This is a genomic window from Enterobacter sp. V87_3 (genome assembly GCF_029967835.1).
Taxonomy (GTDB): domain Bacteria; phylum Pseudomonadota; class Gammaproteobacteria; order Enterobacterales; family Enterobacteriaceae; genus Enterobacter; species Enterobacter cancerogenus.
This window is the reverse complement of the sequence record NZ_JASCAM010000010.1, coordinates 272,438-299,130: the sequence shown is the minus strand read 5'-3', so window position 1 is coordinate 299,130 and position 26,693 is coordinate 272,438. Positions and strand designations below refer to the sequence as shown.

16 protein-coding genes are annotated in these 26,693 nt (G+C 58.3%); 7 read left to right on the top strand and 9 right to left on the bottom strand.

Annotation, left to right across the window (positions count from 1 at the left end):
- Positions 1-145 precede the first annotated feature (145 nt).
- From baeR to yegD, 7 genes are all read right to left on the bottom strand, one after another.
- On the bottom strand, positions 146-868 hold the full coding sequence (gene baeR, locus QLG21_RS02110) for a two-component system response regulator BaeR (protein ID WP_137849352.1): 723 nt from the start codon (positions 866-868) through the stop codon (positions 146-148).
- Positions 865-2,268, bottom strand: a complete 1,404-nt coding sequence (gene baeS / locus QLG21_RS02105; protein WP_006176338.1) for a two-component system sensor histidine kinase BaeS — start codon at positions 2,266-2,268, stop codon at positions 865-867. The genes baeR and baeS overlap by 4 nt, the downstream gene beginning before the upstream one ends.
- Positions 2,265-3,680, bottom strand: coding sequence for an MFS transporter (locus tag QLG21_RS02100; RefSeq protein ID WP_282483799.1), 1,416 nt, complete (start codon positions 3,678-3,680; stop codon positions 2,265-2,267). Before QLG21_RS02100 ends, baeS begins: the two co-directional genes overlap by 4 nt.
- The gene (gene mdtC / locus QLG21_RS02095) at positions 3,681-6,758 is read right to left on the bottom strand and encodes a multidrug efflux RND transporter permease subunit MdtC (RefSeq protein ID WP_282483798.1); all 3,078 of its coding nucleotides are present in this window, start codon (positions 6,756-6,758) and stop codon (positions 3,681-3,683) included.
- A complete protein-coding gene (locus QLG21_RS02090) occupies positions 6,759-9,881 on the bottom strand; it encodes an MdtB/MuxB family multidrug efflux RND transporter permease subunit (RefSeq protein ID WP_282483797.1) in 3,123 nt (1,040 codons plus the stop codon).
- Positions 9,881-11,125 carry an MdtA/MuxA family multidrug efflux RND transporter periplasmic adaptor subunit gene (locus QLG21_RS02085; RefSeq protein WP_282483796.1) on the bottom strand — a complete coding sequence of 415 codons (1,245 nt, stop codon included), beginning with the start codon at positions 11,123-11,125 and terminating at the stop codon, positions 9,881-9,883. Before QLG21_RS02085 ends, QLG21_RS02090 begins: the two co-directional genes overlap by 1 nt.
- A gap of 186 nt (positions 11,126-11,311) precedes the next feature.
- Entirely contained in the window at positions 11,312-12,664 is a 1,353-nt protein-coding gene (gene yegD / locus QLG21_RS02080; RefSeq protein ID WP_282483795.1) for a molecular chaperone, read from the bottom strand.
- Positions 12,665-12,795: 131 nt separating this feature from the next.
- On the opposite strand from yegD, the gene alkA reads away from it, so the two are divergent.
- Positions 12,796-13,668, top strand: coding sequence for a DNA-3-methyladenine glycosylase 2 (alkA, locus tag QLG21_RS02075; RefSeq protein ID WP_101737314.1), 873 nt, complete (start codon positions 12,796-12,798; stop codon positions 13,666-13,668).
- Here alkA and QLG21_RS02070 read toward each other — a convergent pair.
- Positions 13,633-16,962, bottom strand: a complete 3,330-nt coding sequence (locus tag QLG21_RS02070; protein WP_137849346.1) for a diguanylate cyclase — start codon at positions 16,960-16,962, stop codon at positions 13,633-13,635. The two genes, alkA and QLG21_RS02070, sit on opposite strands and share 36 nt — an antisense overlap.
- 342 nt (positions 16,963-17,304) lie before the next feature.
- On the opposite strand from QLG21_RS02070, the gene udk reads away from it, so the two are divergent.
- From udk to asmA, 3 genes are all read left to right on the top strand, one after another.
- Positions 17,305-17,946 (top strand): uridine kinase, encoded by a 642-nt coding sequence (udk, locus tag QLG21_RS02065; RefSeq protein WP_006176324.1) that lies wholly within the window; start codon positions 17,305-17,307, stop codon positions 17,944-17,946.
- Between the two features lie 90 nt (positions 17,947-18,036).
- Complete coding sequence (gene dcd, locus QLG21_RS02060) at positions 18,037-18,618, top strand: dCTP deaminase (RefSeq protein WP_006176323.1); 582 nt, start codon at positions 18,037-18,039, stop codon at positions 18,616-18,618.
- A 22-nt stretch (positions 18,619-18,640) separates the two neighbouring features.
- Positions 18,641-20,491 carry an outer membrane assembly protein AsmA gene (asmA, locus tag QLG21_RS02055; RefSeq protein ID WP_101737316.1) on the top strand — a complete coding sequence of 617 codons (1,851 nt, stop codon included), beginning with the start codon at positions 18,641-18,643 and terminating at the stop codon, positions 20,489-20,491.
- Positions 20,492-20,580: 89 nt separating this feature from the next.
- On the opposite strand, the gene QLG21_RS02050 is transcribed toward asmA, so the two are convergent.
- Entirely contained in the window at positions 20,581-22,164 is a 1,584-nt protein-coding gene (locus QLG21_RS02050) for a TerC family protein (protein WP_006176320.1), read from the bottom strand.
- Positions 22,165-22,858: 694 nt separating this feature from the next.
- Between QLG21_RS02050 and QLG21_RS02045 the strand changes: the two genes are divergently transcribed.
- The 3 genes from QLG21_RS02045 to wzc are packed head-to-tail and all read left to right on the top strand — an operon-like array spanning position 22,859 to position 26,613.
- On the top strand, positions 22,859-23,998 hold the full coding sequence (locus QLG21_RS02045; RefSeq protein ID WP_006176318.1) for a polysaccharide export protein: 1,140 nt from the start codon (positions 22,859-22,861) through the stop codon (positions 23,996-23,998).
- Between the two features lie 6 nt (positions 23,999-24,004).
- Positions 24,005-24,448, top strand: coding sequence for a low molecular weight protein-tyrosine-phosphatase Wzb (gene wzb / locus QLG21_RS02040; protein ID WP_006176317.1), 444 nt, complete (start codon positions 24,005-24,007; stop codon positions 24,446-24,448).
- A 2-nt stretch (positions 24,449-24,450) separates the two neighbouring features.
- Complete coding sequence (gene wzc / locus QLG21_RS02035) at positions 24,451-26,613, top strand: tyrosine-protein kinase Wzc (protein ID WP_282483794.1); 2,163 nt, start codon at positions 24,451-24,453, stop codon at positions 26,611-26,613.
- Positions 26,614-26,693 lie beyond the last annotated feature (80 nt).

Sequence of the window (26,693 nt, the reverse complement as noted above, 5' to 3'; positions counted from 1 at the left end):
TTCCCATACTTTAAGGGCGGGCATTGTAGCGCTGCGGGGCGGGGAGGTAAAGCTTTGCACCTCACCCTAACCCTCTCCCCAAAGGGGCGAGGGGACTCAAACACCCTCTCCCCTTTGGGGAGAGGGCAGGGTGAGGGGGGGTTATTTAGGCAATCCTGCACGCATCCGCTTCCCAGCGATACCCGACACCGTACACCGCGCGGATAAACGACTGGTCAGCGTCGAGCGCTTCCAGCTTGCGGCGCAGGTTTTTGATATGGCTGTCGATGGTGCGGTCGGTCACCACGCGGTAATCATCGTACAGGTGGTTCAACAGCTGTTCGCGGGAGAAAACCTTCCCCGGCTCGTGAGAGAGGGTTTTCAGCAGGCGAAACTCGGCAGGGGTAAGGTCCAGAAGCTTGCTGCGCCAGCTGGCCTGGAAACGGCTTTCGTCGACAATCAGCGGGCTTTCGGCGTCCAGCACCTGCAGCTCGCGCTGCGGCCTGCAGCGGCGCAGGATAGTTTTCACGCGGGCAACCACTTCGCGTGGACTGTAGGGTTTGCAGATGTAATCGTCAGCGCCAATTTCGAGACCCAGCAGGCGGTCGATCTCTTCGATTTTAGCGGTCACCATAACGATGGGCACGTCTGAAAAGCGGCGGATTTCCCGGCACAGGGTCAGGCCGTCGGTGCCCGGCAACATCAGGTCCAGCAGGATCAGGTCCGGCGGAGTCTGGCGCACATAGGGGAGCACCTGGTCGCCATGATTAATCAGCGTGGGGGCATAGCCTGCGGCGCGTAAATAATCGATAAGCAGTTGCCCGAGCTTAGGCTCGTCTTCCACGATAAGAATGCGCGGTGTGTTTTCGTCAATCGGTAATTCGGTCATGCTTCTCTCGATAAATCCCGTTCCAGAGGTAACTCTACTGTAATGCTAACCCCGCCAAATGGCGAATGGGCGGCGCGGATCGTGCCGTTGTGGGCTTCGACGATGTTAACGCAGATCGCCAGCCCCAGCCCGGAGCCGCCGCTGGCGCGGTTGCGCGAGCCTTCGGTGCGGTAAAAGCGCTCGAATAATTTTTCCAGCTGCGCGTCCTGCACGCCGGGGGCGGAATCGGCAAAGGTCAGGGCGAAGCGCCCGTTCTCTTGTTTGCCGGAGATAAGTAGCCCGCCACCGCTGTCGGTATAGCGCAGGCTGTTTTCCAGCAGGTTATTGAACAACTGCATCAGGCGGTCGGGGTCGCCAAATACCACGGCGCTGTCCGGCAGCGAGAGGTCAATTTTCAGGTTGCGGCTGGCAAAGCGTTCCCGGAACGCGCCGCTGACCACTTCAAGAATGTTAATCACGTCCACTGGCGCTTTCTGGTAGGCCAGCGCGCCCTCGTCGGACATTGAGAGCTGGTGCAGGTCGTCCACCAGCTTGGTGAGCGTCCCGACCTCGGCCTGTAATGACGCCACCGATTCAGGCGTAAACTGGCGCACGCCGTCCTGAATCGCCTCCAGCTCGCCGCGCAGCACCGCCAGCGGGGTGCGCAGTTCGTGGGAAATGTCGGCCATAAAATCGCGGCGCATCTGCTGGTTTTTCTCCAGCGTGCTGGCGAGCTGGTTGAAGTCCTGCGCCAGCTTGCCCAGCTCATCCTGGCTGCGGGTATCCACGCGGGTGGAGAAATCCCCGGCGGCCAGCTTGTGGGTGCCTTCTACCAGACGTTTTACCGGCGCAAGCAGGCCGCGCGCCAGCGGGAAGGTGGCAAGTGCGGCCAGCAGGGTGGAGAGGGCGACAATCAGCCAGCTGGTCTGGCGCTGCTGGCGGTCAAAGTTGATATCCGTGTTGCGCGTCAGACGCTCGACCGGGGAGGCGATGACCCAGCCGACGGTCTCATTGTTAACCCTGATGGCGCGCTTTGAGCCGTCGGGTGGAACCGGCGCGCGCGGGCCAACCAGCACGCGCATCTCCTGGTCAATCACCCAGAACTGGGTGCGCCAGCCGTGCGGCGGCATGCCGGGGCCGGGGCGGTCGTCATCGTTATCGTGCTCCAGCGAACGCAGGATCTGAAACACGAAGCGGTCGTTATTGCGCAGAAAACGCCAGTTCCCGTGCAGGGCGTACTGCTCGCCAAGCGCATCGCCTAAGCCCTGCAGGCGTTGCTCGTTGCCGTGCTTGATGTAGTCGATAAAGCCGCGCTCGAAGCTGACCCGCACCGCCCAGTGCATGGTGATCAGCAGAACGATACAGGTGGCAAAAATTGCCACAAACAGCTTGCCGGTGATGCCCGGACGCCAGAATTTCATGGTGCACTCCTTTTGCCGCGTCGGATCACGACATTCTTACGGGTATCGTTCGGGACTCTGGCGAAGATAAAAGCGGGCAGGGCGATAATCACCGCCATGCTGAGATAGGTATATAAAAACACCTGATGCGCGCCCGGGGTGTCGACGCTGAGATGCTGCTGGCCGTACATGCCGAGCAGGATGCCCGCCATGGTCACGCCCACGCTCATTGAGAGCTGCATAATCATCGACAGCAGGCTGTTACCGCTGCTTGCCAGCTCGTCCGGCAGGTCTTTCAGCGTCAGGGTATTCATCGACGAGAAGCGCATGGAGTTAATGATGCCCTGGCAGAACAGCACCAGCGGCAGCACGTAATACCAGCCCATCAGCGCCACGGCCATAAACAGCAGGCTTACCAGCGCCAGCCCAAGCGTGGCGGCGACCAACACCCGGCGGTAGCCGAAGCGGTTGACTACCTGCACCACGATGCGCTTCATGCCCATGCTGCCGAGCACCATCGGGATCATCATCAGGCCCGCGTGGAACGGCGAAAAGCCCAGGCCAATCTGTAAAAAGACCGGCGTCATAAAGGGCAGCATGCCGCTGCCGATGCGCCCGGCGAAGCTGCCGAACAGGCCAAGGCGGTAGGTGGGGTTTTTAAACAGATGAAGGCTAAACAGCGCTTTGTCGTTCCCTCTGGCATGCCACAGATACCACAGAATGGCGGTGATGCCGAGGGCGACCAGTATTCCGAGGGGCAGGGAGGAAATCCCCAGCCCTTTCTGCCCGTCGAGCGCCAGCGTCAGCGTGGCCATCCCGGCGGCCAGCAGGATAAAGCCAAAGACGTCGAAGCGCCGGGTTTGCATGGTGTAGTTCGGCATCAGCATCAGGGTGGCTATCGCCCCCACGATGCCGACCGGCAGGTTGATCAAGAAGATCCAGTGCCACGAGGCGTACTCCACCAGAATCCCGCCCAGCGCCGGGCCGAGCAGCGGCCCCACCTGGCCGGGGAGCGTCACGAAGGTCATCGCCGCCATATACTGCTCGCGCGGGACTATTTTCATTACCGTTAGCCGCCCCACGGGCACCATCATCGCGCCGCCAACGCCCTGTAAGACGCGGGCCATAATTAGCTGATCGAGCGTGTTCGCCTGAGCGCAAAACAGCGATCCCACGGTAAACAGCACGATGGCGGTGAAAAAGATATTTCTCACCCCGACTTTATCCGCCAGCCAGCCGCTGGCGGGGAGCATTACCGCCACCGTCAGCACATAGGAGACGATCACCATATGCATGTGCAGCGGGCTTTCCCCCAGGCTTTTCGCCATGGAGGGGAGGGCGGTATTCACGATGGTGGTGTCCAGCGACTGCATGAAGAAGCCGAACGCCACTATCCATAGCTGCCAGCGAACCTGACGGGGAAGATCGGTCATTTACTCGGTCACCGTTGTTCTGTTTTTACGTGAAAAACGCAGTCGCAGACGGTCGAAGAACAGATAGACCACTGGCGTGGTGTAGAGCGTCAACAACTGGCTCATCACCAGCCCGCCAACAATGGTGATCCCCAGCGGCTGGCGCAGCTCGGACCCGTCGCCACCGGAAATAACCAGCGGCAGCGCGCCAAACAGCGCCGCCAGCGTGGTCATCATGATCGGGCGAAAACGCAGCAGGCAGGCCTGGAATATGGCCTCTTCCGGCGTCAGGTTGCCGTTGCGCTGGGCGTCCAGCGCGAAGTCGACCATCATGATCGCGTTTTTCTTCACAATGCCTATTAATAGCATGATACCAATCAGCGCGATGAGGCTGAATGGCGCGCCGAACAATTCCAGCGCCAGCAGTGCCCCCACGCCCGCCGACGGTAACGTCGAGAGGATGGTCAGCGGATGGACGTAGCTCTCATACAACACGCCGAGCACGATATAGACCGTCGCAATCGCCGCGAGGATCAGGATCACCTGCGAGTTCATCGTGTCCTGGAATACCTGCGCGGTACCGGCAAAGCTGCCGCGCACCGTAGAGGGCACGCCAAGCTGGATCATGGTGCGGTTAATGGCGTCGCTCGCTTCAGACAGCGACGAGCCGGTCGGCAGGTTGAAGGAGACCGTCGATGCCGCCGACAGCCCCTGATGGTTCACCGACAGCGGCGCGTTCGCGGGCTGCCAGCTGGCAAAGTAGGAGAGCGGGATCGCCTTGCCTTCACTGTTAATCACAAACATTTTGTCCAGTGCGCTGATGTCCTGGGTGTAGCGCGGATCGACCTCCATCACCACCTTGTACTGGTTCATCGGCTGGTAGATGGTGGAGATTTCACGCTGACCAAAGGCGTTGTTCAGCAGGCTGTTGGCCGCCGCCACGTCAATCCCCAGCCGCGACATGGTTTCGCGATCGTAGGTCAGGTTCATCTCCGCGCCGTTGTTTTGGCTGTCGGAGTTCACGTCGGCCAGCTGCGGCAGAGCGGCCAGGGCCTTGCGGATCTTCGGCTCCCATTCGCGCAGCGCGGCTAAATCATCCGAGAGCAGGGTGTACTGATAGCTGGCGTTGGCCTGACGTCCGCCGACGCGGATATCCTGAACGGCCATCAAAAACAGGTTTGCGCCCGGCTCTTTGGCGAGCTTGACCCGCAGACGGTCGATCACCTGCTGCGCGGTTTCGTTACGCTCATCCCGCGATTTCAGGGTGATAAACATCATCCCGCTGTTCACGCGCGACCCGCCGGTAAAACCGGTGACGTTATCCACGGCTTTGTCTTCACGAATAATCTTCATAAAGTCCTGCAGCTTGCCGCGCATCGCCTGGAAGGAGATGCTCTGGTCGGCCTGAATACCGCCCATCAGCACCCCGGTATCCTGTTCCGGGAAGAAGGTTTTCGGGATGGAGATATACATCCAGACGTTCAGCGCGATGGTGCCCACCAGCACCAGCCCGACGATGCGGGTGTGGTTCAGCACCCATTTCAGCGATTTGCCGTAGCCTTCCTGCATCGCCATCAGCACGCGGCCAAAGCCCTTGCGGCGCGGCTGGGTGTGCGGTTTGCTGCGTTTGAGCATCCAGCCGCACATCATCGGCGTGAGGGTGAGTGAGATCACCAGCGAGATACCAATCGCGACGGAAAGCGTGACGGCAAATTCGCGCAGCAGGCGGCCAGGAAGCCCGCCCATCAGCAGCAGCGGCAGGAATACCGCCACCAGCGACAGGCTCATGGAGAGCACCGTAAAGCCGACCTCGCGCGTGCCCTGCAGCGCCGCCTGCAGCGGCTTCATGCCCGCTTCGAGGTGGCGTGAAATGTTTTCCAGCACCACTATCGCATCATCCACCACGAAGCCGGTGGCGATGGTCAACGCCATCAGCGACAGGTTGTTGAGGCTGAAGCCACACAGGTACATGGCAGCAAAGGTGCCGATCAGCGACACCGGTACGGCAACGGCCGGGATCAGCGTCGCGCGGCCCGAGCGCAGGAACAGGAAGACCACCAGGATCACCAGCGCGACGGAGATGATCAGCGTCTGCTCAACCTCTTCAAGCGAGGCGCGGATCGTCGGGGAGCGATCCTGGGCAATCTGCAGGTCTATCGCCGCCGGAATGGTCTCCTGCAACTCCGGCAGTCGCGCGCGAATGCTGTTCACCGTTTGGATAATGTTGGCTTCCGGCAGCTTGCGGATCATCAGCAGAATCGCCGGTTTGGCATTGGTCATCCCGGCGTTGCGCACGTCCTGCACCGAATCGGTCACGCTGGCGACATCGCTCAGACGCATCGCCGCGCCGTTGTTGTAGTGAATAATCAGCGGCTGGTATTCTGCGGCGGTTTTAAGTTCATCGTTTGTCTGGATCTGCCAGCGGTGGCTGCTGTCTTCAATCGCCCCCTGCGGTTTGCGCACGTTTGCGTTGCTGATGGCGGAACGCACGTCGTCCAGCGACACGCCCTGGTTGAACAGCGCCTGCGGGTTGAGCCCTACGCGCACGGCGGGCAGGGAGCTACCGCCCACGTCGACGTCGCCCACGCCGTCGATCTGGGCGATGGTCTGCGCCAGTTGGGTAGAGGCAAAGTCATACAGCTCGCCCTGGGAATAGGTGTCCGAGGTGAGCGTTAAGATCATGATTGGCGCGTCGGACGGGTTGGCTTTGCGATAGGTCGGCCTGCTCGGCATACCGCTCGGCAGCAGGCTCTGGGCGGCGTTGATCGCTGCCTGCACGTCGCGCGCTGCGCCGTTGATATCCCGGTCGAAGTTGAACTCAAGGATAATGCGCGTGCTGCCCAGCGAACTGCTGGAGGTCATTTCGTTGACCCCCGCAATGCGCCCGAGTGACCGCTCCAGCGGCGTGGCGACCGACGAGGCCATGGTTTCCGGAGACGCACCGGGCAGCGAGGCGCTGACCATGATCACCGGGAAGTCCACCTGCGGCAGCGGGGCTACCGGCAACAGCCGGAAGCCGAGTACGCCGCACAGGGTGATGGCGAGCGAAATCAATATCGTCGCCACCGGGCGGTAAATGAAGAGCGCGAAAAACTTCACTTACGCCTCCTCTTCACGTTTCGGGAAGCGGCTTTTGGTCCACAGGGCCAGACGGTCAAACAGCAGGTAAATCACCGGCGTGGTAAACAGCGTCAGCACCTGGCTGACCAGCAGACCGCCGACCATACCGATCCCTAAAGGACGCCGCAGTTCGGCCCCAACGCCGGTACTCAGCATCAGCGGCAGCGCGCCTAACAGGGCGGCGAGGGTGGTCATCAGGATCGGACGAAAACGCAGCAGACAGGCCTGGAAGATCGCATCGCGCGGCGACATTCCCTGTTCGCGCTCGGCGGCAAGGGCGAAGTCGATCATCATGATGGCGTTTTTCTTGACGATACCGATGAGCAGAATGATGCCGATAATCGCAATCACGTCCAGCTCGCTGCCCGCCAGCATCAGCGCTAACAGCGCCCCGACGCCCGCCGTCGGCAGGGTGGAGAGGATGGTGATCGGGTGAATAAAGCTTTCATACAGTACGCCCAGCACGATATACATCGCCACCACGGCGGCCACGATCAGCCAGATGGTGCTGCCCAGCGCCGCCTGGAACGCCAGCATACTCCCCTGGAACTGGGTCTGTATATCCGTTGGGAAGCCGAGGTTTTTTTCGGCGTTTTGGATCGCTTCCACCGCCTCGCCCAGCGAGTATCCGTCCGGGACGTTAAACGAAATGGTGGTCGACGGGAACTGATCCAGATGGTTGATGGTCAGCGGGGTGTGGCGCTCCTCCACGCTGGCAATGGCGCTGAGCGGCACGATGCCGCCGTCCTTACTGGTCAGGCGTACGGTGTCAAGCGCGGCAAGCCCGGGCGTGTTCCCGGTGTTGTGCTCCAGCACCACGCGGTACTGGTTCGCCTGCGTATAAATAGTGGAGATCAGGCGCTGGCCAAAGGCGTTGTACAGCGCGTTATCCACGTCCGCCATGGAAATACCCAGACGGCTGGCGGTGTCACGGTTAACGTTAACGTAGGCCGCCAGCCCTTTATCCTGCCAGTCGCTGCTGACATCGGAGAGCTGCGGGAGGCCGCGCAGGGTATCAACCAGCTGCGGCACCCAGGTGCTGAGCGCCTCCAGGCTGGTGGTCTGCAGGGTAAACTGATACTGAGTGCGGCTCACCTGGGTATCAATGGTTAAATCCTGAATCGGCTGCAGGTAGAGTTCGATGCCCGGCACCTTCGCCACCGCGTTTTGCAGGCGCTGGATCACCGTGTTGACGCGATCGTCGCGGTCATCAAGCGGTTTGAGGTTGATCTGCAGACGCGCGCTGTTCAGCGACGGGTTAGTGCCGTCGACGCCCACGTAGGCGGTGAGGCTTTCCACCGCCGGATCTTTCATGATGATCTCCGATACCTGCTGCTGGCGCTGTGCCATGTTGGCGAACGAAACGGTCTGCGGGGCCTGTAACGTGCCCTGGATAATGCCGTTGTCCTGAATCGGGAAGAAGCCTTTCGGGATGAAAATCCACAGCATCACGCTGAGCGCCAGCGTACCCAGGGCAACCCCAAGCGTCGCCCACGGGTGGTTCAGCACCTTCGCCAGCACGTGGCCGTAGGCGGCGATGATGCGCTCGAACATCCGCTCAGAGGCGCGCGAGAAACGGTTTTGCTTGCGCAGGGACTCCACGCTCAGCATGCGGGCACACATCATCGGGGTCAGCGTCAGCGACACCACGGCGGAGATCAGGATCGCCACCGCCAGGGTGACGGCAAACTCCCGGAACAGCCGTCCGACGATATCGCCCATAAACAGCAGCGGGATCAGCACCGCAATCAGCGAGAAGGTGAGGGAAATAATGGTAAAGCCGATCTCGCCCGCCCCCTTCAGCGCGGCGGCGAGCGGCTTCTCGCCTTTCTCGATGTAACGCGAAATGTTCTCGATCACCACGATGGCGTCATCCACCACGAAACCGGTGGCGATGGTCAGGGCCATCAGCGTCAGGTTGTTGATCGAGAAATCAAGGAACACCATCACCGCAAAGGTTCCGACCAGCGAGAGTGGTACGGCGACGGCGGGAATAATGGTGGCCGGCACGTTGCGCAGGAACAGGTAGATAATCATTACCACCAGCGCAATCGCCAGCATCAGCTCGAACTGGGTGTCGGTAACGGAGGCGCGAATGTTGGTGGTGCGGTCGGAAAGCACCTTCACGCTGACCGATTTCGGCAGGCTTTCAATCAGCTGCGGCAGCATGGCACGAATGCTGTCGGCGGTTTCGATGATGTTCGCACCCGGCTGGCGCTGAACGTTCATGACAATCGCCTGCTGCTTGTTGGCCCATGCCCCAAGCCAGCTGTTTTCCGCGCCTTGTTCTACGGTCGCCACGTCGCCGAGGCGAATTGGCGCGCCGTTCTGGTAGGCGACAATCAGCTGGCGATACTCATCGGCTGACTGCATCTGATCGTTGGCCGAAAGCGTGACCGCGCGGGTTGGCCCGTCCAGCGAGCCTTTGGCCGAGTTGACGTTGGCGCTGGTGATGGCGGTACGAATGGTTTCGCTGGTTAACCCCAGCGCGGCAATCGCCTGCGCGTTAAGCTTCACGCGCACGGCAGGACGTTGTCCGCCCGCCAGGGTCACCAGACCGACGCCCGTTACCTGTGAAATCTTCTGTGCCACGCGGGTTTCAACCATATCTTCCACCTGCGTCATCGGCATGGCGGAGGAGGTGACGGCCAGCGTCATGATTGGCGGATCGGCCGGGTTGACCTTACTGTAGACTGGCGGATTAGGCAGGTCAGACGGCAGCAGATTGGTGGCGGCGTTGATCGCGGCCTGCACCTCCTGCTCGGCGACGTCCAGCGAGAGCGTCAGCTGGAACTGCAGCGTCACTACCGATGCCCCACCAGAGCTTTGCGAGGACATCTGCTTCAGGCCAGACATCTGCCCAAACTGGCGCTCCAGCGGCGCGGTAATGGCCGACGTCACCACGTCCGGGCTGGCGCCAGGGTAGAGCGTGACCACCTGAATCGTAGGGTAATCCACTTCCGGCAGCGCCGACACGGGCAGAAAGCGATAGCCAATTATCCCGGCTAGCAAAATGGCCACCATCAACAGCGTGGTGGCGACGGGGCGCATAATAAACAGGCGTGATGGCCCACCTGTCGCGCTCGGTGGCATGACCTGCATCAGGCGCTGGCTCCCTGTTTAGCGTGCTCGCGTTTCGCCGGCTGTTCGCTGTTGCTCGCGCCATGCGCCTCGACCACTTCGACGCGCGCCCCTTCGGTGAGACGGTCGATGCCGTCGGTTACCACCCGATCGCCTGCGGATAGCCCGGCGCTAATCACCACCGTCTGGCTATCCTGAATCCCGGTTTTCACCAGATGCTTGCTGACCTGGTTGTCATCGTTAAGCACCCAGACGAAGTTGCCTTCGTTACCCATCTGCAGCGCTGCCGTTGGGATCACCACCGCGTTTTCTTCGGTAGAGACCAGCATGCGCGCATTAACGAACTGATTCGGGAAAAGCGCATCATCCTGATTGCTAAAGCGTGCTTTCAGCTTGATGGTACCGGTGGTGGTATCAATCTGGTTATCGAGGCTCAGCAGAGCTCCTTCGCTGAGTTTCTGTTTGTTGGTGCGGTCCCAGGCTTCAACCACCAGCCCTTTACCGGCTTTTTGCGCCTGCACCACGGTGGCGATGTCGCTCTCCGGCAGGGTAAAGACTAAATCGATGGGGTGAGTCTGGGTAATGACCACGATGCCCGTGGTATCACCGCTGGAGATCTGGTTGCCGATATCAACCTGCTTCAGGCCGACGCGTCCGTCAATCGGCGCGGTAATGCGGCTCCAGTCGAGCTGCAGTTGGGCGCTGGCGACCGCTGCTTCGTCTGCTTTGATCGTGCCTCGGGTTTCGCTGACCAGCGACTGCTGAGTGTCCAGCTCCTGACGCGACACCAGGTTGGTTTTCACCAGCTGCTGATAGCGGGCGAGATCGCGCTGGGCATTGGCTAAGGTGGCTTTGTCTTTGGCAAGCTGCCCCTGCGCCTGAGCGAGCGAGACTTTGAACTGGCTTGGGTCGATCTCTGCCAGTAAATCACCGGCCTTAACCTGCTGGCCTTCCTGGAAGTGAAGCGCCATCAGCTGCCCCTCGACCCGGCTGCGCACGGTGACGGTATTGGCTGCAGTAATGGTGCCAAGCCCGGTGAGATAGCGCGGAACGGCTTTGTTGATGGCGGTCGCTGCCTGCACGGGGGCCAGCGCCGCGCCGCGCATACCGTGGCGGCCACCGCCCGCCGCGCGCGGAGATGAGCTGCTCACCCCCGAGGATGCAGGGGACTTCGCGGATTGACTGTGCCAGTACCAGGCGGCGGCAAGAACCACCACAATGATGCCAGCGGCGATAGCCCAGCGGGATTTGTTACTGCCTTTCATCGTTTTACGTTCTCATCCTGAAACACTTCGGGGAATGATACTAGTTTAGTCAGGCTACCCGGCAGAAAAATGGAGGAAATGTGGAACACTGTCTGGAATTGTCTGAATGGCGGGAGAGGGAGTCGATCCTTTTCTCCCTCTCCCTTTGGGAGAGGACCGGGGTGAGGGCACCAGGCCACACCCGTGTTAGCTAAACATCACCTGCGCCCAGCGCGCCAGCCCTGCGGTTACGGAGCCAAAGTCATCGCCACCGGCAATCGGTATGCCCGGCAGTTGTTCCGCCAGCGCTTTCTTAATCAGCGGCGAACGGGCGCTACCCCCGGTTAAATAGATCACGTCCGGCTGCTCTTTGCCGTTATCCAGCGCCAGCTGTACCTGTTCGAGAATGCGCTGCAGCGGCTGCGACAGGGCCGTTTCAAGCCCTTCCTGCGAGATACTCGTTGCCAGTTCGTCGCTGATAAACGGCAGGGTGACCGCATGTTCCGGGCGATCTGAGAGCGCAATTTTGCTCTCTTCGGCGGTGCGCACCACGCGGTAGCTCAGGCGCTGACGCCAGACCTTGTGGAGCAGCGCGACTTTGTCGGCATCCTGCGCATCGCGTATCAGATCGTTGAGAAAACGACCGTTTGCGGTGCTGTAAAAATCACTCTGCGCAGGCACATCGTTGATCGCAATGGCATTCCACCACGGCAGAACCGGCAGGGCGATCCCTTTTTCGGTTTGTCCGCCCATGCCCAGCAGCGGCATCAGGCTCTTAAAGGCGAGGGCAATATCCAGATCGTTACCGCCCACACGGCAGCCGCTGTGCCCCAGCAGGCTTTTTTCACGATCGCGACGCTGATGCCACTGCGGCCCCATCAGCAGCAGCGAGCAGTCCGTCGTTCCGCCGCCGATATCCACCACCAGCACACGTTTTTCTGCCGTTAACGTGGCTTCAAAATCCAGTCCCGCCGCTACCGGCTCGTACTGGAACACCACGTCGCGAAAACCTGCACGGTGCGCCGCGCGCGCCAGAATACCCTGCGCCTGCTGGTTGGCTTCATCGCCCCCCAGACCCTGGAAGTTTATCGGACGGCCAATCACCGCCTGGTCGATGGTTTCCGTGACCTGCGTTTGTGCCTGATTGCGGATGTGCAGCATCATGGCGCAGACCAGATCCTCAAACAACGCGACCTGCTGCGGCTTCAGGCCGCTGGCCCCGAGGAATGACTTCGGTGATTTAACGAAGTAAACCTCCTCCGGATCCTCAATGTACTGCCCGAGCGACGACAGGCCGAACTGCACGCTGGCAGGCGTAACGTCGATGTCCTCGTCGCGGTTATAGCTCACGGCGCGGCGCAGCAGAGCCTGCGTTTCCGCCGCGGTGGCCGGAACCTGGTGATGGCGGAAAAGCCATTCGCTCACAGCTTCACGGGTTGGCGCGCAGAGCATTGACGGCAGCAGCGTGCTCTCTTTTTCCATTTTCAGGAGCTGTGGTTGCCCGTTGTGCATCACCGCAACCGAGCAGTTTGCCGTACCGTAATCGAATCCAATAAACACGTAGAAATCCCCATGCCGGTGAGAAGGGGCGAGACTTTAACGAAATGTCTCTTCCGCGACAACTGGAATATGAAAGCAAGGCGAAACAAGGCCTTTCGGTTTATGCTGAGGAGAACATGACAGGAGCAACGATGTTTACCTTGAACTGGCAACCCCCCTACGACTGGCAGTGGATGTTTGGCTTTCTGGGCGCGCGTGCCGTGACGGGCGTGGAAACCGTGACCGAGGACGACTACGAGCGCAGTTTTGCCTGTGACGGGCACCGGGGCATTTTTCGCGTCACACCAGACCTTGCCTCCCACACCCTCAACGTCACGCTCAGCCCGGGTCTGATGCCGGTGGCGGCAGGCTGTCTGGACCGCATCGCACGGCTGTTCGATCTTGACTGCGATCCGCAGCAGATTGCCCGGACGCTCGGCGAGTTGGGTGCTGCGCGGCCCGGGCTGCGTTTACCTGGCGCAATGGATGCTTACGAGCAGGGCGTGCGGGCGATCCTCGGGCAACTGGTGAGCGTGGCGATGGCAGCGAAACTTACCGGACGGGTGGTGGCGCTGTACGGTGAGGCGGTTGAAGATGCGCCGGATTATCTCTGTTTCCCCACCCCGCAGGCGCTGGCCGCTGCCGATCCGCTGGCATTGAAAGCGCTCGGGATGCCGGTAAAAAGGGCGGAATCGTTAATTCATCTCGCCCGGTCGGTGGTGGACGGTGACTTTCCTCTCGTTCCACCGGTGGACATCGACGCGGGCATGAAAGCGTTGCAGCAGCGGCCCGGCATTGGCCGCTGGACGGCAAACTATTTAGCGCTGCGGGGATGGCAGGCCAAAGATGTGTTTTTGCCGGATGATTATCTGATTAAACAGCGCTTCGCTGGCATGACGCCCGCGCAAATCCGCCGTTACGCCGAACGCTGGCAGCCGTGGCGCTCCTATGCGCTGTTGCACATCTGGTATACCGACGGCTGGACGCCCTCAGTTGATGGCGAAATAGCTGGTGTTGAGCAGTAGTTCCAGCGGCTGCGGTTCGCCGATGGTGTCGCCATAGATAAAGTCGATGCCGATGCCCGAGAGGGTATCCATCATGATTGGCTGGTTGCAGGGGCCTGCCAGGGTTTTCATTCCCAGCCGCTGGGCGTGGCCCTGAATGATGGTCACCATCATTTCATCCATCAGGTTTCCGTGAACGTTTGACACCACGTCCGGGTCGAGCATCAAATAGTCGGCCATGTTAGCGCTGAGATGGCTAAAGAGGCTCATGTCGCGCCCCACCTGGCTTAACACCACCCGGCAACCTGCGTGTCGCAGTTTTTGCAGACCCTGCTGCAGGTTCTCATCCGTATTGCGCAGCACCTCTGCGGAGATAATCAGGTGCAGCAGGCGGCCCGGGAATGGGCCTTTCTCCAGCAGTTCAATCAGCTCGTCTACCAGGGTGACGCTGGATAACCCGGCTTGCGAAAGCGGTAGCGCAACCCCCATCCCTTTGGCCGCTACCTGGGCAGCGTACGCGCGGAAGAACTCGCTGAAGATACGCCGGTCGAGGGCGTGAAGCAGCTCAGGCTCGGCGAGACCAGAACGGAACGCCTGCTCCTCCTGTACTTCACCCTGGCTGGTCCACAGGCGCAGCGAGATGAGCCAGAAGTTGCTGCTCTCCGGTATGCGCGGGGAGGCGACGCTGCGGGCAATCATCAGCAGGTGATTGTCCTTGATCATATGCCACTGCTCATCGAGCGACATCATGCTGCGCGCGCTGTGGATCCGCTCCTGCTGCGGTTCGTAAACCGTCACCACCCCACGCCCGCTGTTTTTAGAGGCATAGCAGGCGATATCGGCCTGGGACATCACCTCTGCCGCCTGATGGTTGGTCTCATCAATCAGGGTAATGCCCGCGCTGGCGCCGATACGGTGCAGGCGGCCTTCCCACATAAAGTGATAGTTATTGATGGCGTGGATCAGCCGCCCGGTAATGTAGCGAGCGCTTTCGATATTGCAGTCCGGCAGCAGCAGACCAAACTCATCGCCCCCCAGACGGGCAAGAACGTCGCTGGAGCGAAGCATGGTCAGCATCAATGATGACAGCTCACGAAGCAGGGCGTCGCCCGCGGCATGGCCTGCGGTATCGTTGACGGCTTTGAAACGGTCAAGATCGATGAAAATCAGGGCATGGCGCTGGCGCGTCTCCTGCACGGTCTGGATCAGGCGCTTAAGATGGGTTTCGAAACTGACGCGGTTAGCCAGATGCGTGAGCGCGTCATGGGAGGCGCTGTAGCTTAGCTGGCGCAGCATTTTGCGTGATTCGGTCACATCCTGGATAACCAGCACCGAGCCGATGGCCTGCCCGTCCAGCGTGCTGAGCGGCGTGATGCTGTAGTGGATATCGAAGCTGCCGCCGTTGCGGCAGTTGAGTACCACGTCCTGCTCGATATCGGAACGGGACATATCGCCGCTGTGGATATTTTCCATCAGCGGTCCTTTCTCACCGAAGGTGATGTGCAACACGTTCAGAATTGGCTGCCCGATGGCCTCGGACTGCGGCCAGCCGCTCATCTTCTCGGCCACCGGGTTCATAAAGGTCACGTTCATGTCGACGTCGGTGCAGAGCACCGCCTCGCCGATGGAGTCGAGCGTAATGTGCAGACGCTCTTTTTCCTGGAACAGCGCCTCGTTAAGCTGTTTGACCTCGGTCATGTCCATGTTAATGCCGAGCAGACGTTCCACTTCACCCTGCTTGTTCAGCACCCGGTTGGCCAGGGAACGAATATGTCGCACCCCCTCTTTTACTCGGATGCGGAATTCGAGCTTAAACGGCATGCGCGCGGTCAGGGAGTCGCGGATCACCTGTTCCGCATGCTCGCGGTCTTCAGGCACAATCGACGCATTCCACAGCTGCCAGGTGGGCTTGATGTGCGAGGGGATCTCATACAGCTCAAACATCCGCTTATCCCAGCTGATGACGTCCGGCTGCAAATCCCATTCCCAGATCCCAATCCCCCCCGCTTCGTTCGCCAGGGTAATGCGCTCCATCAGGCGCTTATTGACCCATTCGGTATGCTTGAGATCGTTAATGTCTTCAATCTGGGCGATAAAGTAGAGCGGGGTGCCGTCGGCGTGGCGTACGACGGAGACGGCAAGCAGCGCCCAGACCACTTCCCCGTCGCGAGTGTAGTAACGCTTCTCGAGGCTGTAGGTGTTGATATCCCCGTTGACCAGCTGATCGAGCTGTTCGATATCAGAGTGTAAATCTTCCGGCCAGGTAAGCTGCTGGAAGGTCAGCGACTGAAGCTCCGTCTGGCTGTAGCCGAGAAAGTTGCACAGCGCCTTGTTGGCCTGTAGCCACTGGCCGTCGATGCCCACCAGCGCCATACCGATGGCGGAGTACTCCATTGCATTGCGAAAACGTTCTTCGCTCTCGGTAATGTGCTTGCGCTCGGCGCGGAAGGCATACATCACCATTGTCATCACGTTGGCGGGCAATAGCATCATCAAAAACGGCAGCCACGGCGCGTTGAGCATGGCGCTGGCGTTCTGCGTCGCAATTGGAGTCGGGTTTTGCGCCATCATCAGGGAGACCATCATGACGGTGACCAGGAACACCAGAAACGCTTCCACGCGCGGCAGGCGGACCGCGCTCCACATCAGCAGGACAATTACGCAGGTAAAAGGCCACGGCAGCCAGTTCATGGCGGCCCAGCTCAGAACCAGCGTCACCGCCATGGTGACCAGGGTTTCCAGCAGCAGCTGCGGGTTGCGGTGGCGCAGGAGATAGTGCGGTTTGAACAGCAGCCCTAACGGCACCAGCGCCAGCGCGCCGATTGATTCGGAAACCACCCAGACCAGAAAATTACGCAGCGGCTCTGGCCCCGGTGCCAGAAAATGAATTAACACGCCCCCTGTCAGCGGCGGGATCAGGGCGCTGCCAATCGCCAGACGCACCCAGTCATTCAAGTTTTGTAGCGGGTTATACCACGGCAGCAGCTTACGCAGCAGCAGTGCGCCGATGCAGGCCTCAATAATATTGACGGAGGTATAAATGAAGCTAACGGATCCCCACGAAAAGAGCATCCATGAGGCCAGGACATTCCCGAATGAACAGGCGAGGGCAATACCCGGCCACATCTTCCCGGCATGACGATAAAACGCCACCGTCATAATAGAGGTAGGGAACCATAACGGCGCGAGCAGGGTGCCGAAACGGGTGAGTTCCAGGGAAAATAGGGTAAAAATAAACGTGACCAGACCCAGACAGACAAGTCGCAGTAAAGGATGTTGGGTGGTAATCAAAACCCGCTGGTATTGTTTATTCATTACCGCTTTATCCCGAGACGCCAGGTCGCCAGGAGCGATGTCCGGACGCGAGAAATTAAGAATTTGGTTTATGCTAGTACAAACAATTTACAATTCATATGCTGACTGCTCAGATTTTGACATCATAGACTTATTAAATAGTTACTCGCCAAAAAATTCCCGTTAAACGACCAAAAAGTGGTCATTTAAATTTCACTCAGGGAGAAAAAGCGACTTTGGAGGCTCTCTCGCATTACCTGCGGTTTCGACTGGTATCACGCCTGCGAAATCCCTATAATTGCCGCGTTTGACGCTCCGGCGTCGTCCTTCCTTAACATCCAGGTTAATCAGGTCGCTAAATTTATGACTGATAAGTCTCATCAGTGCGTCATTATAGGCATCGCCGGCGCATCGGCTTCAGGTAAAAGTCTTATTGCCAGTACGCTGTATCGCGAACTGCGTGAACAGGTTGGTGATGAGCATATCGGCGTCATTCCCGAAGATTGCTATTACAAAGATCAATCCCATCTGTCGATGGAAGAGCGCGTAAAGACTAACTACGACCACCCTAATGCCATGGATCACAGCCTGCTGTTCCAGCACTTAGAAGCGCTGAAAAGCGGCAAGGCTATTGAATTGCCTGTTTACAGCTACGTAGAACATACCCGCTTAAAAGAGACCGTTCGCATTGAGCCGAAGAAGGTCATCATCCTTGAAGGGATCCTGCTGTTAACGGACGCGCGGCTGCGCGAGTCGATGAACTTCTCTATTTTTGTCGATACCCCGCTGGACATCTGCCTGATGCGCCGCATTAAGCGTGACGTCAACGAGCGCGGGCGTTCTATGGACTCCGTGATGGCACAGTATCAGAAAACCGTGCGTCCGATGTTCCTGCAGTTTATCGACCCATCCAAGCAATACGCCGATATTATCGTGCCTCGTGGCGGTAAAAACCGTATTGCCATTGATATCTTAAAAGCGAAAATCAGTCAGTTTTTTGAATAAGCCGCGCGAATTGTGTACCGTTCAGAGATAACCTGGTTTGCCCTGAGCCGATAACGCCTCAGGGTACGATGCACGAAAGGAGAAAGTGCCATGCGTCTTTGTGACCGCGATATAGAAGCCTGGCTGGATGAAGGCCGCCTGTCTATCACCCCGCGTCCGCCGGTTGAGCGCATTAACGGCGTGACGGTCGATGTGCGTCTGGGGAATAAGTTTCGCACCTTCAGCGGCCATACGGCGCCGTTTATCGACCTGAGCGGGCCGAAAGACGAGGTGAGCGCGGCGCTGGACCGCGTGATGAGCGACGAAATCGTCCTCGACGAGGGTGAGGCGTTTTATCTGCATCCGGGTGAACTGGCGTTGGCCGTGACGTTTGAATCAGTCACGCTGCCTGCCGATCTGGTGGGCTGGCTCGATGGCCGCTCCTCGCTGGCGCGTCTGGGTTTGATGGTGCACGTAACGGCGCACCGCATCGATCCGGGCTGGTCAGGCCGTATTGTGCTGGAGTTCTTCAATGCGGGTAAACTCCCGCTCGCGCTGCGTCCGGGCATGATGATCGGTGCGCTGAGCTTTGAACCGCTGACAGGCCCGGCGGATCGTCCTTATAATCGCCGTCAGGATGCAAAATATCGCGACCAGCAGGGTGCGGTTGCCAGTCGTATCGATAAAGACTGATTGTTAGACCATTGAGGATGCCATGAGAAGAGTTCTGACAACGCTGATGATTTTGCTGGTGGTTCTGGTTGCTGGCCTTTCGGCGTTGGTACTGCTGGTTAACCCGAATGACTTCCGTGCCTATATGGTGCGTCAGGTCGAAGCGCGCAGTGGTTACGAACTTAAGCTGGACGGGCCGCTGCGCTGGCACGTCTGGCCGCAGCTGAGCATTCTCTCCGGGCGCATGTCGCTGACTGCGCCAGGGGCATCACAGCCGCTGGTGGCGGCCGACAACATGCGTCTTGATGTCGCGCTGATCCCGCTTTTCTCCCATCAGCTTCAGGTTGATCGGGTGATGCTGAAAGGGGCGGTGATCCAGCTTACGCCGCAAAGCGAAGCGGTCCGTCAGCCGGATGCGCCAGTTGCCCCGCACGAAAATACCTTGCCCGACGTGCCGTCCGATGCCGGCTGGTCGTTTGACATCGCCAACCTGAAAATTGCCGACAGCGTGCTGGTTTTCCAGCATGAAGATGATGAGCAGGTTACCGTGCGCAATATCAGCCTGACGATGGAGCAGGACGCGAACCACATTGCGACCATGGCGTTTTCCGGGCGTATCAACCGCGACCAGCGCGATCTGACGTTGTCGATGGATGCCAACGTAAACGCGTCGGACTATCCGCACCAGTTGACTGCCGATATCCGCCAGTTGAACTGGCAGCTCACCGGCGCCGACCTGCCGACCAAAGGCATTGCCGGCCAGGGGACCTTGCAGGCCATCTGGCAGGAAGAACACAAACAGCTGCAGCTCAATAACCTTAACCTGCAGGCCAATGACAGCAGCATGAAAGGGCAGGCGAGCGTGACCCTGGCTGAGGAGCCGAAGTGGGTTCTGGATTTGCAGTTCGACACGCTGAATCTTGAAAACCTGCTTCCAACACAGCCCGCCAGCACGGCTGATGCCGGTGCGGCGCAAAACGGTCAGAGCCAGGCGATGAAGCCGCGGCCAGTGATTTCATCTAATCTCGATCAGCCTGACTATAACGGCCTGCGCGGTTTTACCGCCGATATTCTGCTAAAAGCTAACCGGCTGCGCTGGCGCGGCATTGAGTTTACCGACGTCAGTAGCCAGATGTTCAATCACAATGGATTGCTCGTCATCTCCGAGCTGGGCGGCAAGATGGGGGCAGGGCATCTGTCGCTGCCGGGTACGCTGGATGTGCGTAAAGACACGGCCAGCGCTGCCTTCCAGCCGCGCCTGGATAATGTCGAAATCGGCACCATTCTGAACGCCTTTAACTACCCGATTTCACTGACCGGACAGATGTCGCTGGCGGGGGATTTCGCCGGCACGAAAATTGACGCCGACGCGTTCCGCCATAACTGGCAGGGCCAGGCGCACGTTGAGTTGAAAGACACCCGCATGGAAGGCCTCAACTTCCAGCAGCTGGTCCAGCAGGCGGTTGAGCGCAGCAGTAACGTTAAGGCGAATGAAAACTACGACAGCGCGACACGTCTTGATAACTTCACCAGCGATCTGACCCTGGATAACGGGCAGCTTTCGCTGAATCAGATGCAGGGCACCTCGTCGATGCTGGCGCTCACCGGTGAGGGCAAGATGGATCTGGTGAAAGAGACGGCTGACACCCGATTTAACGTCCGCGTGCTTTCCGGCTGGGAAGGCGAGGGTGAACTGATTGATTTCCTCAAAGCGACGCCAGTCCCGCTGCACGTCTACGGAAAATGGCAGGCGCTGAATTACAGCCTGCAGGTTGATCAAATTCTGCGTAAGCACCTTCAGGATGAAGCCAAACGTCGGCTGAACGACTGGGCGGATCGCAACAAGGATTCACAAAACGGTAAGGACGTGAAAAAGCTGTTAGATAAGCTTTGAGAGTGTTAGTGCCGGGTGGCGGCTACGCCTTACCCGGCCTGTAAAATCCGTAAATCGCAGGCCGGGTAAGCGAAACGCTATCCGGCTTTTTATACCTCAAAATCCAGCTCATCCTCGCTACGCAGCGGTATCAGCTGCACCTTCTGCACGCGATGGCTTTCAACCTGAAGCGTTTTGATCAAGTAATCTCCTACCTGCACCTCTTCGCCTGGCGTCGGAATGCGCTGGAGATACTCCATCAACAATCCTGCAATGGTGTGGTATTCACGCTTCTCATCCAGCGGCAGCGGAACAAACTGCACCAGGTCCTCAAGCGGCATATGGCCGTTTGCCGTCCAGGTGCCGTCGGCATTCTTCTGGATATCGTGGCGCGCATCGATTTCATCCACTTCGTTAGGCAGATTGCCGGCGATCGTTTCCATCACGTCGCTCAGCGTCACTAAACCTTCAACGGACCCAAACTCATCCACCACAAAGGCAAAGTGAGTGCGCGCGTTGCGGAACTGCTCAAGGGCGGACAGTAACGGCAGCGCCTCCGGGAACACCAGCGGCTGGCGGACCAGCACACGCAGGTTGAGCGGCTCGCCGTGCAGTTGCTGTTGCAGCAGGTCGATGATGTGTACCACGCCGAGCAGTTCTTCTTCCTCGTCGCCCCCGGTCACCACCACGCGGGTGTGCTGGTTTTTATCCAGCAGGGCGCGGATCTGCTCTTCCGGGGCCGTCAGGTCGACATGTTCGATGTCGTGACGGGAGGTCATGATGCTGCTGACCGATCGCTGGTTAAGGTTCAGCACGCGCTCAATCATGCGCCGTTCCTGCGGGTTAAAGATCTGCCCGTCGCTGTGGTCGGCAAGCAGCGCGGCGGACTCGGCGTCCAGTTCAGCATCCTCTTTTCGTCCGCTGAGCAGGCGCATCACCGTATCGGCGGTGCGCTGACGCAGGGTCTGATTAGCGGAGAGAAAGCGGCGACGGTTGAAAATCGCCAGCTGGTTAAGGGATTCGATCATCACCGAGAACCCGATCGCGGCGTACAGATACCCCTTCGGAATATGGAAGCCAAAGCCGTCGGCCACCAGGCTAAAGCCGATCATCAGCAGGAAGCTCAGGCAGAGAATAACGATGGTCGGGTGGCTGTTCACAAAGCGGGTCAGCGCCTTGCTGGCCATGATCATCAGCGTAATAGCAATGATTACCGCGGCCATCATCACCGCGAGGTGGTCTACCATGCCGACGGCGGTAATGACCGAGTCCAGCGAGAAGACGGCATCCAGCACCACGATTTGCGCCACCACCGGCCAGAATTTTGCCCCGCGACGCTGGGTCGGGTTGTCATGGTCTTTCCCTTCAAGCCGCTCGTTAAGCTCGACGGTGGCTTTGAACAGCAAAAACAGCCCGCCGAACAGCATGATCAGATCGCGGGCGCTGAAGCTCAGGCCGTAAACCGTAAACAGCGGCGTGGTGAGAGTGACCAGCCAGGAGATGGAGGCCAGCAGCAGCAAACGCATCACCATCGCCAGCACCAGCCCCGTGACGCGCGCACGGTCGCGCTGCGAAGGCGGTAATTTTTCGGCAAGGATGGCGATAAAGACCAGATTATCAATACCGAGCACTAATTCGATGACGACCAGCGTAACCAGCCCGGCCCAGATTGACGGATCGGCAATCCATTCCATAGTAATAGCAATACCTTCTGTTATATGACTAATGTCACATTGCGATCATGGATAAAGCTGACCAAAAATGCAATGGCAGGCTGAGATTTCTCTTAATCGATAACCAAAAAAATGAACAACATGCGGGAGGGTGTAAATAAGTGTAGTGCGGGATTTTGATTATCGGAGATGTTATTTAGGATATATCGCACTCAGTGGTTTTATTCGATATTTTGTCAATATAAAGAAATTCCTAAAACCTTAAAAATTTGCTCTTAATATTAATCTTAAAAACTGTTATTCGGACGGTTGTCTCCTTGCCTGCTATTAGGTTAGCTGCAACAATTCTCCCAGCATCAAATGTTAAAACTTCTTGCTGCTATTTTTGTTTCGGTATTCAGGGAATGGAAATGTTTATCTGTCATGGGTTTTTCATGGCCGATATATTTTCCCTGAAGCCATGTCCAAGAGGGTGTCTATCCATAACATATTGTTTAGTCAGTGGATTGGTAACTGAAAGCCAAGGGCGGTAGCGTGCCTGAAGGCGTGTAAAACAGCCTCAATTATTCTGTCAATAGCCAATGGATGAATACGGTTTTTTTAGGACAGATGCCAGTTATATTTCAAATTGATTAACTGCATGCTGAATGCCAAAACGACCCGCGCTTATTTAATTTGCACAGGATAATTACTCTGCCAAAGTGATAAATAATCAATGATGAAATCCAAAATGAAATTGATGCCATTATTGGTGTCTGTGACCTTGATGAGTGGTTGCACGGTCTTTCCCGGCAGCAATATGTCCACATCGGGCAAGGATGTGATTAAACAACAGGATGCCGATTTCGATCTCGACAAAATGGTCAATGTTTATCCCCTGACCCCGCGTCTGGTCGAACAATTACGTCCGCGTCCGAATGTTGCCCAGCCGAATATGTCTCTGGACCAGGAAATCGCCAATTATGAGTATCGCGTGGGGCCGGGTGACGTGATTAGCGTTACCGTCTGGGATCACCCTGAACTCACCACCCCGGCGGGCCAGTACCGCAGCTCAAGCGATACCGGGAACTGGGTCCAGTCCGATGGCACCATGTTCTATCCGTACATTGGCAAAGTGCATGTTGTCGGCAAAACGCTTGCCGAGATCCGTAGTGATATTACCAGCCGCTTAGCGCAGTACATTGCTGACCCGCAGGTGGACGTTAATATCGCCGCATTCCGCTCGCAGAAAGCTTACATCTCCGGCCAGGTGAACAAATCCGGCCAGCAGGCCATCACCAACGTGCCGCTTACCGTTCTGGATGCCATCAATGCCGCGGGCGGCTTAACCGATGGCGCCGACTGGCGCAACGTCGTGCTGACCCACGAAGGCAAAGAGCAGCGCATTTCGCTGCAGGCGCTGATGCAAAACGGCGACCTGACCCAGAACCGCCTGCTTTATCCAGGCGATATTCTGTACGTGCCGCGTAACGACGATCTGAAAGTCTTCGTCATGGGTGAAGTGAAGAAACAGAGCACCCTCAAAATGGACTTCAGCGGCATGACCCTGACCGAAGCGCTGGGCAATGCGGAAGGCATCGATCTGACCTCCTCCAACGCCAGCGGCATCTTCGTGATCCGTCCGCTGAAAGGCGAGGGCAGCGCGAAAGGCAAGATTGCCAATATCTACCAGCTGGATATGTCCGATGCGACATCGCTGGTCATGGCCACCGAGTTCCGCCTCCAGCCATACGATGTGGTCTATGTCACCACCGCGCCGGTTGCCCGCTGGAACCGTCTGATCAACCAGTTGCTGCCAACCATCAGTGGCGTTCGCTACATGACGGATACGGCGCGCGACATTCACACCTGGTAATCCGCGATGTTTAACAAAATTTTAGTGGTGTGTGTGGGGAACATTTGCCGTTCCCCCACGGCTGAACGCCTGCTGAAACAGTATCAGCCTGATCTCACGGTGGAGTCCGCAGGGCTGGGTGCGCTGGTCGGTAAAGGGGCCGACGAACGTGCCACCCACGTTGCCCTGGATCATAACCTCTCCCTCGACGGGCATATCGCCCGTCAGGTCACGGGCCGGATGTGCCGCGAGTATGACCTGATCCTCGCGATGGAAAAACGCCATATTCATGCGCTGTGCGACATCGCCCCGGAGATGCGCGGCAAGGTGATGCTGTTTGGTCACTGGGACAATGAACGCGAGATCCCCGATCCGTATCGCAAGAGCCGTGAGGCATTTGAGGCGGTGTACACCTTACTTGACCAGTCTGCCCGTCAGTGGGCGCAGGCACTGAAAGCTCAGCAGGGATAACAATGACAGAAAAAACAAAAACATCTGCCGCCCCGATCTCGGGCAGTGATGAAATTGATATTGGTCGTCTTGTCGGCACCGTGGTTGAAGCGAAGTGGTGGGTGCTCGGCATCACCGCCGTGTTCGCCGTTGGGGCGTTTATCTATACGCTGTTTGCGACGCCAATCTACAGCGCCGACGCGCTGGTCCAGATTGAACAGAATACCGGCAACTCGCTGGTACAGGACATCGGCTCCGCGCTGGCAAATAAGCCACCGGCGTCGGATGCGGAAATTCAGCTGATCCAGTCGCGTCTTGTACTCGGCAAAACGGTGCACGATTTAGGGCTGGATATTTCGGTCACTAAAAACACCTTCCCGGTGTTTGGCGCAGGCTGGGATCGCCTGATGGGCCGCAGCAATGATACGGTGAAAGTCACCGACTTTGTGCTGCCGAAAGGCGCCGGAGATCAAACCTTCACCCTGGAGGTTCTCGGGCCAAACCAGTATCAGCTTACCAGTGACGCCGGTTTTAGCGCGCGCGGTGAAGTCGGGAAGATGCTCTCCAAAGACGGCGTTAGCATGATGGTCAGCGCCATTCACGCGCAGGAAGGCGGTGAGTTCACGGTCACCAAATTCTCCACGCTTGGGATGATCAATAACCTGCAAAACAACCTGACCGTGACCGAAAACGGCAAGGACACTGGCGTCCTGAGCATGACCTTTACCGGTGAAGATAAAGATCAGATCCGCGACATCCTCAACAGCATCACCCGCAACTACCTTGAGCAAAACGTTGAGCGCAAGTCGGCGGAAGCAGCGAAAAGTCTGGCCTTCCTTGCCAAACAGCTGCCGGAAGTGCGTTCGCGCCTGGATGACGCCGAGAACAAACTGAACGCTTATCGCCAGGATAAAGACTCCGTCGACCTGCCGCTGGAAGCGAAATCGGTGCTGGATTCGATGGTTAACATCGACGCGCAGCTCAACGAGCTGACCTTCAAAGAGGCGGAAATCTCCAAGCTGTATACCAAACGCCACCCGGCCTACCGCACGCTGCTGGAAAAACGCCGCACCCTGGAAGACGAGAAGGCGAAGCTGAATAACCGCGTCACCGCAATGCCAAAAACCCAGCAGGAGATTGTGCGTCTGACCCGCGACGTGGAATCTGGCCAGCAGGTGTACATGCAGCTGCTGAATAAACAGCAGGAGCTGAAGATCACCGAAGCCAGTACCGTTGGCGACGTGCGCATCGTTGACCCGGCCATCACGCAGCCTGGCGTGCTGAAGCCGAAGAAGGCGCTGATTATTCTCGGCAGCATTATTCTCGGCCTGATGCTCTCTATCGTGGGCGTGCTGCTGCGCTCCCTGTTCAACCGCGGTATCGAAAGCCCGCAGGTGCTGGAAGAAAATGGCATCAGCGTTTACGCCAGCATCCCGCTCTCTGAGTGGCAGAAATCGCGCGACAGCGTGAAAACCGTCAAGGGCGTGAAGCGTTACAAGCAGAGCCAGCTGCTGGCCGTGGGTAACCCGACTGACCTCGCGATTGAAGCCGTGCGCAGCCTGCGTACCAGCCTTCACTTCGCCATGATGGAGGCCAAAAACAACGTCCTGATGATGACCGGGGTCAGCCCGTCGATTGGTAAAACGTTCGTCTGTGCCAACCTCGCGGCAGTGGTGAGCCAGACCAATAAACGCGTGCTGCTGATCGACTGCGATATGCGTAAGGGCTACACCCACGAGCTGCTGGGGACCAACAACGTCAACGGTCTGTCTGAAATCCTGCTCGGCAAAGGGGAGATCGCCGATAGCGCGAAACCGACCTCGATTCCGAAGTTTGACCTGATCCCACGCGGCCAGGTACCGCCTAACCCGTCTGAACTGCTGATGAGCGAGCGCTTTACCCAGCTTATCGAGTGGGCGAGCAAGCACTACGATCTGGTACTGATCGATACCCCGCCAATCCTCGCCGTGACCGATGCCGCAGTGGTGGGTCGCCATGCGGGGACCACGCTGATGGTGGCGCGCTACGCGGTGAACACGCTCAAGGAAGTGGAAACCAGCCTGAGCCGCTTCGAGCAGAACGGCATTGAGGTGAAAGGGGTGATCCTCAACTCCATCTTCCGCCGTGCGACCGGGTATCAGGATTACGGCTATTACGAGTACGAATATAAGTCTGACAGTAAATAACTACACAGTCTTACCCCTCACCCTAACCCTCTCCCCAGAGGGGAGAGGGGACTGCACGGTGCAGCTTTTCTCCCTCTCCC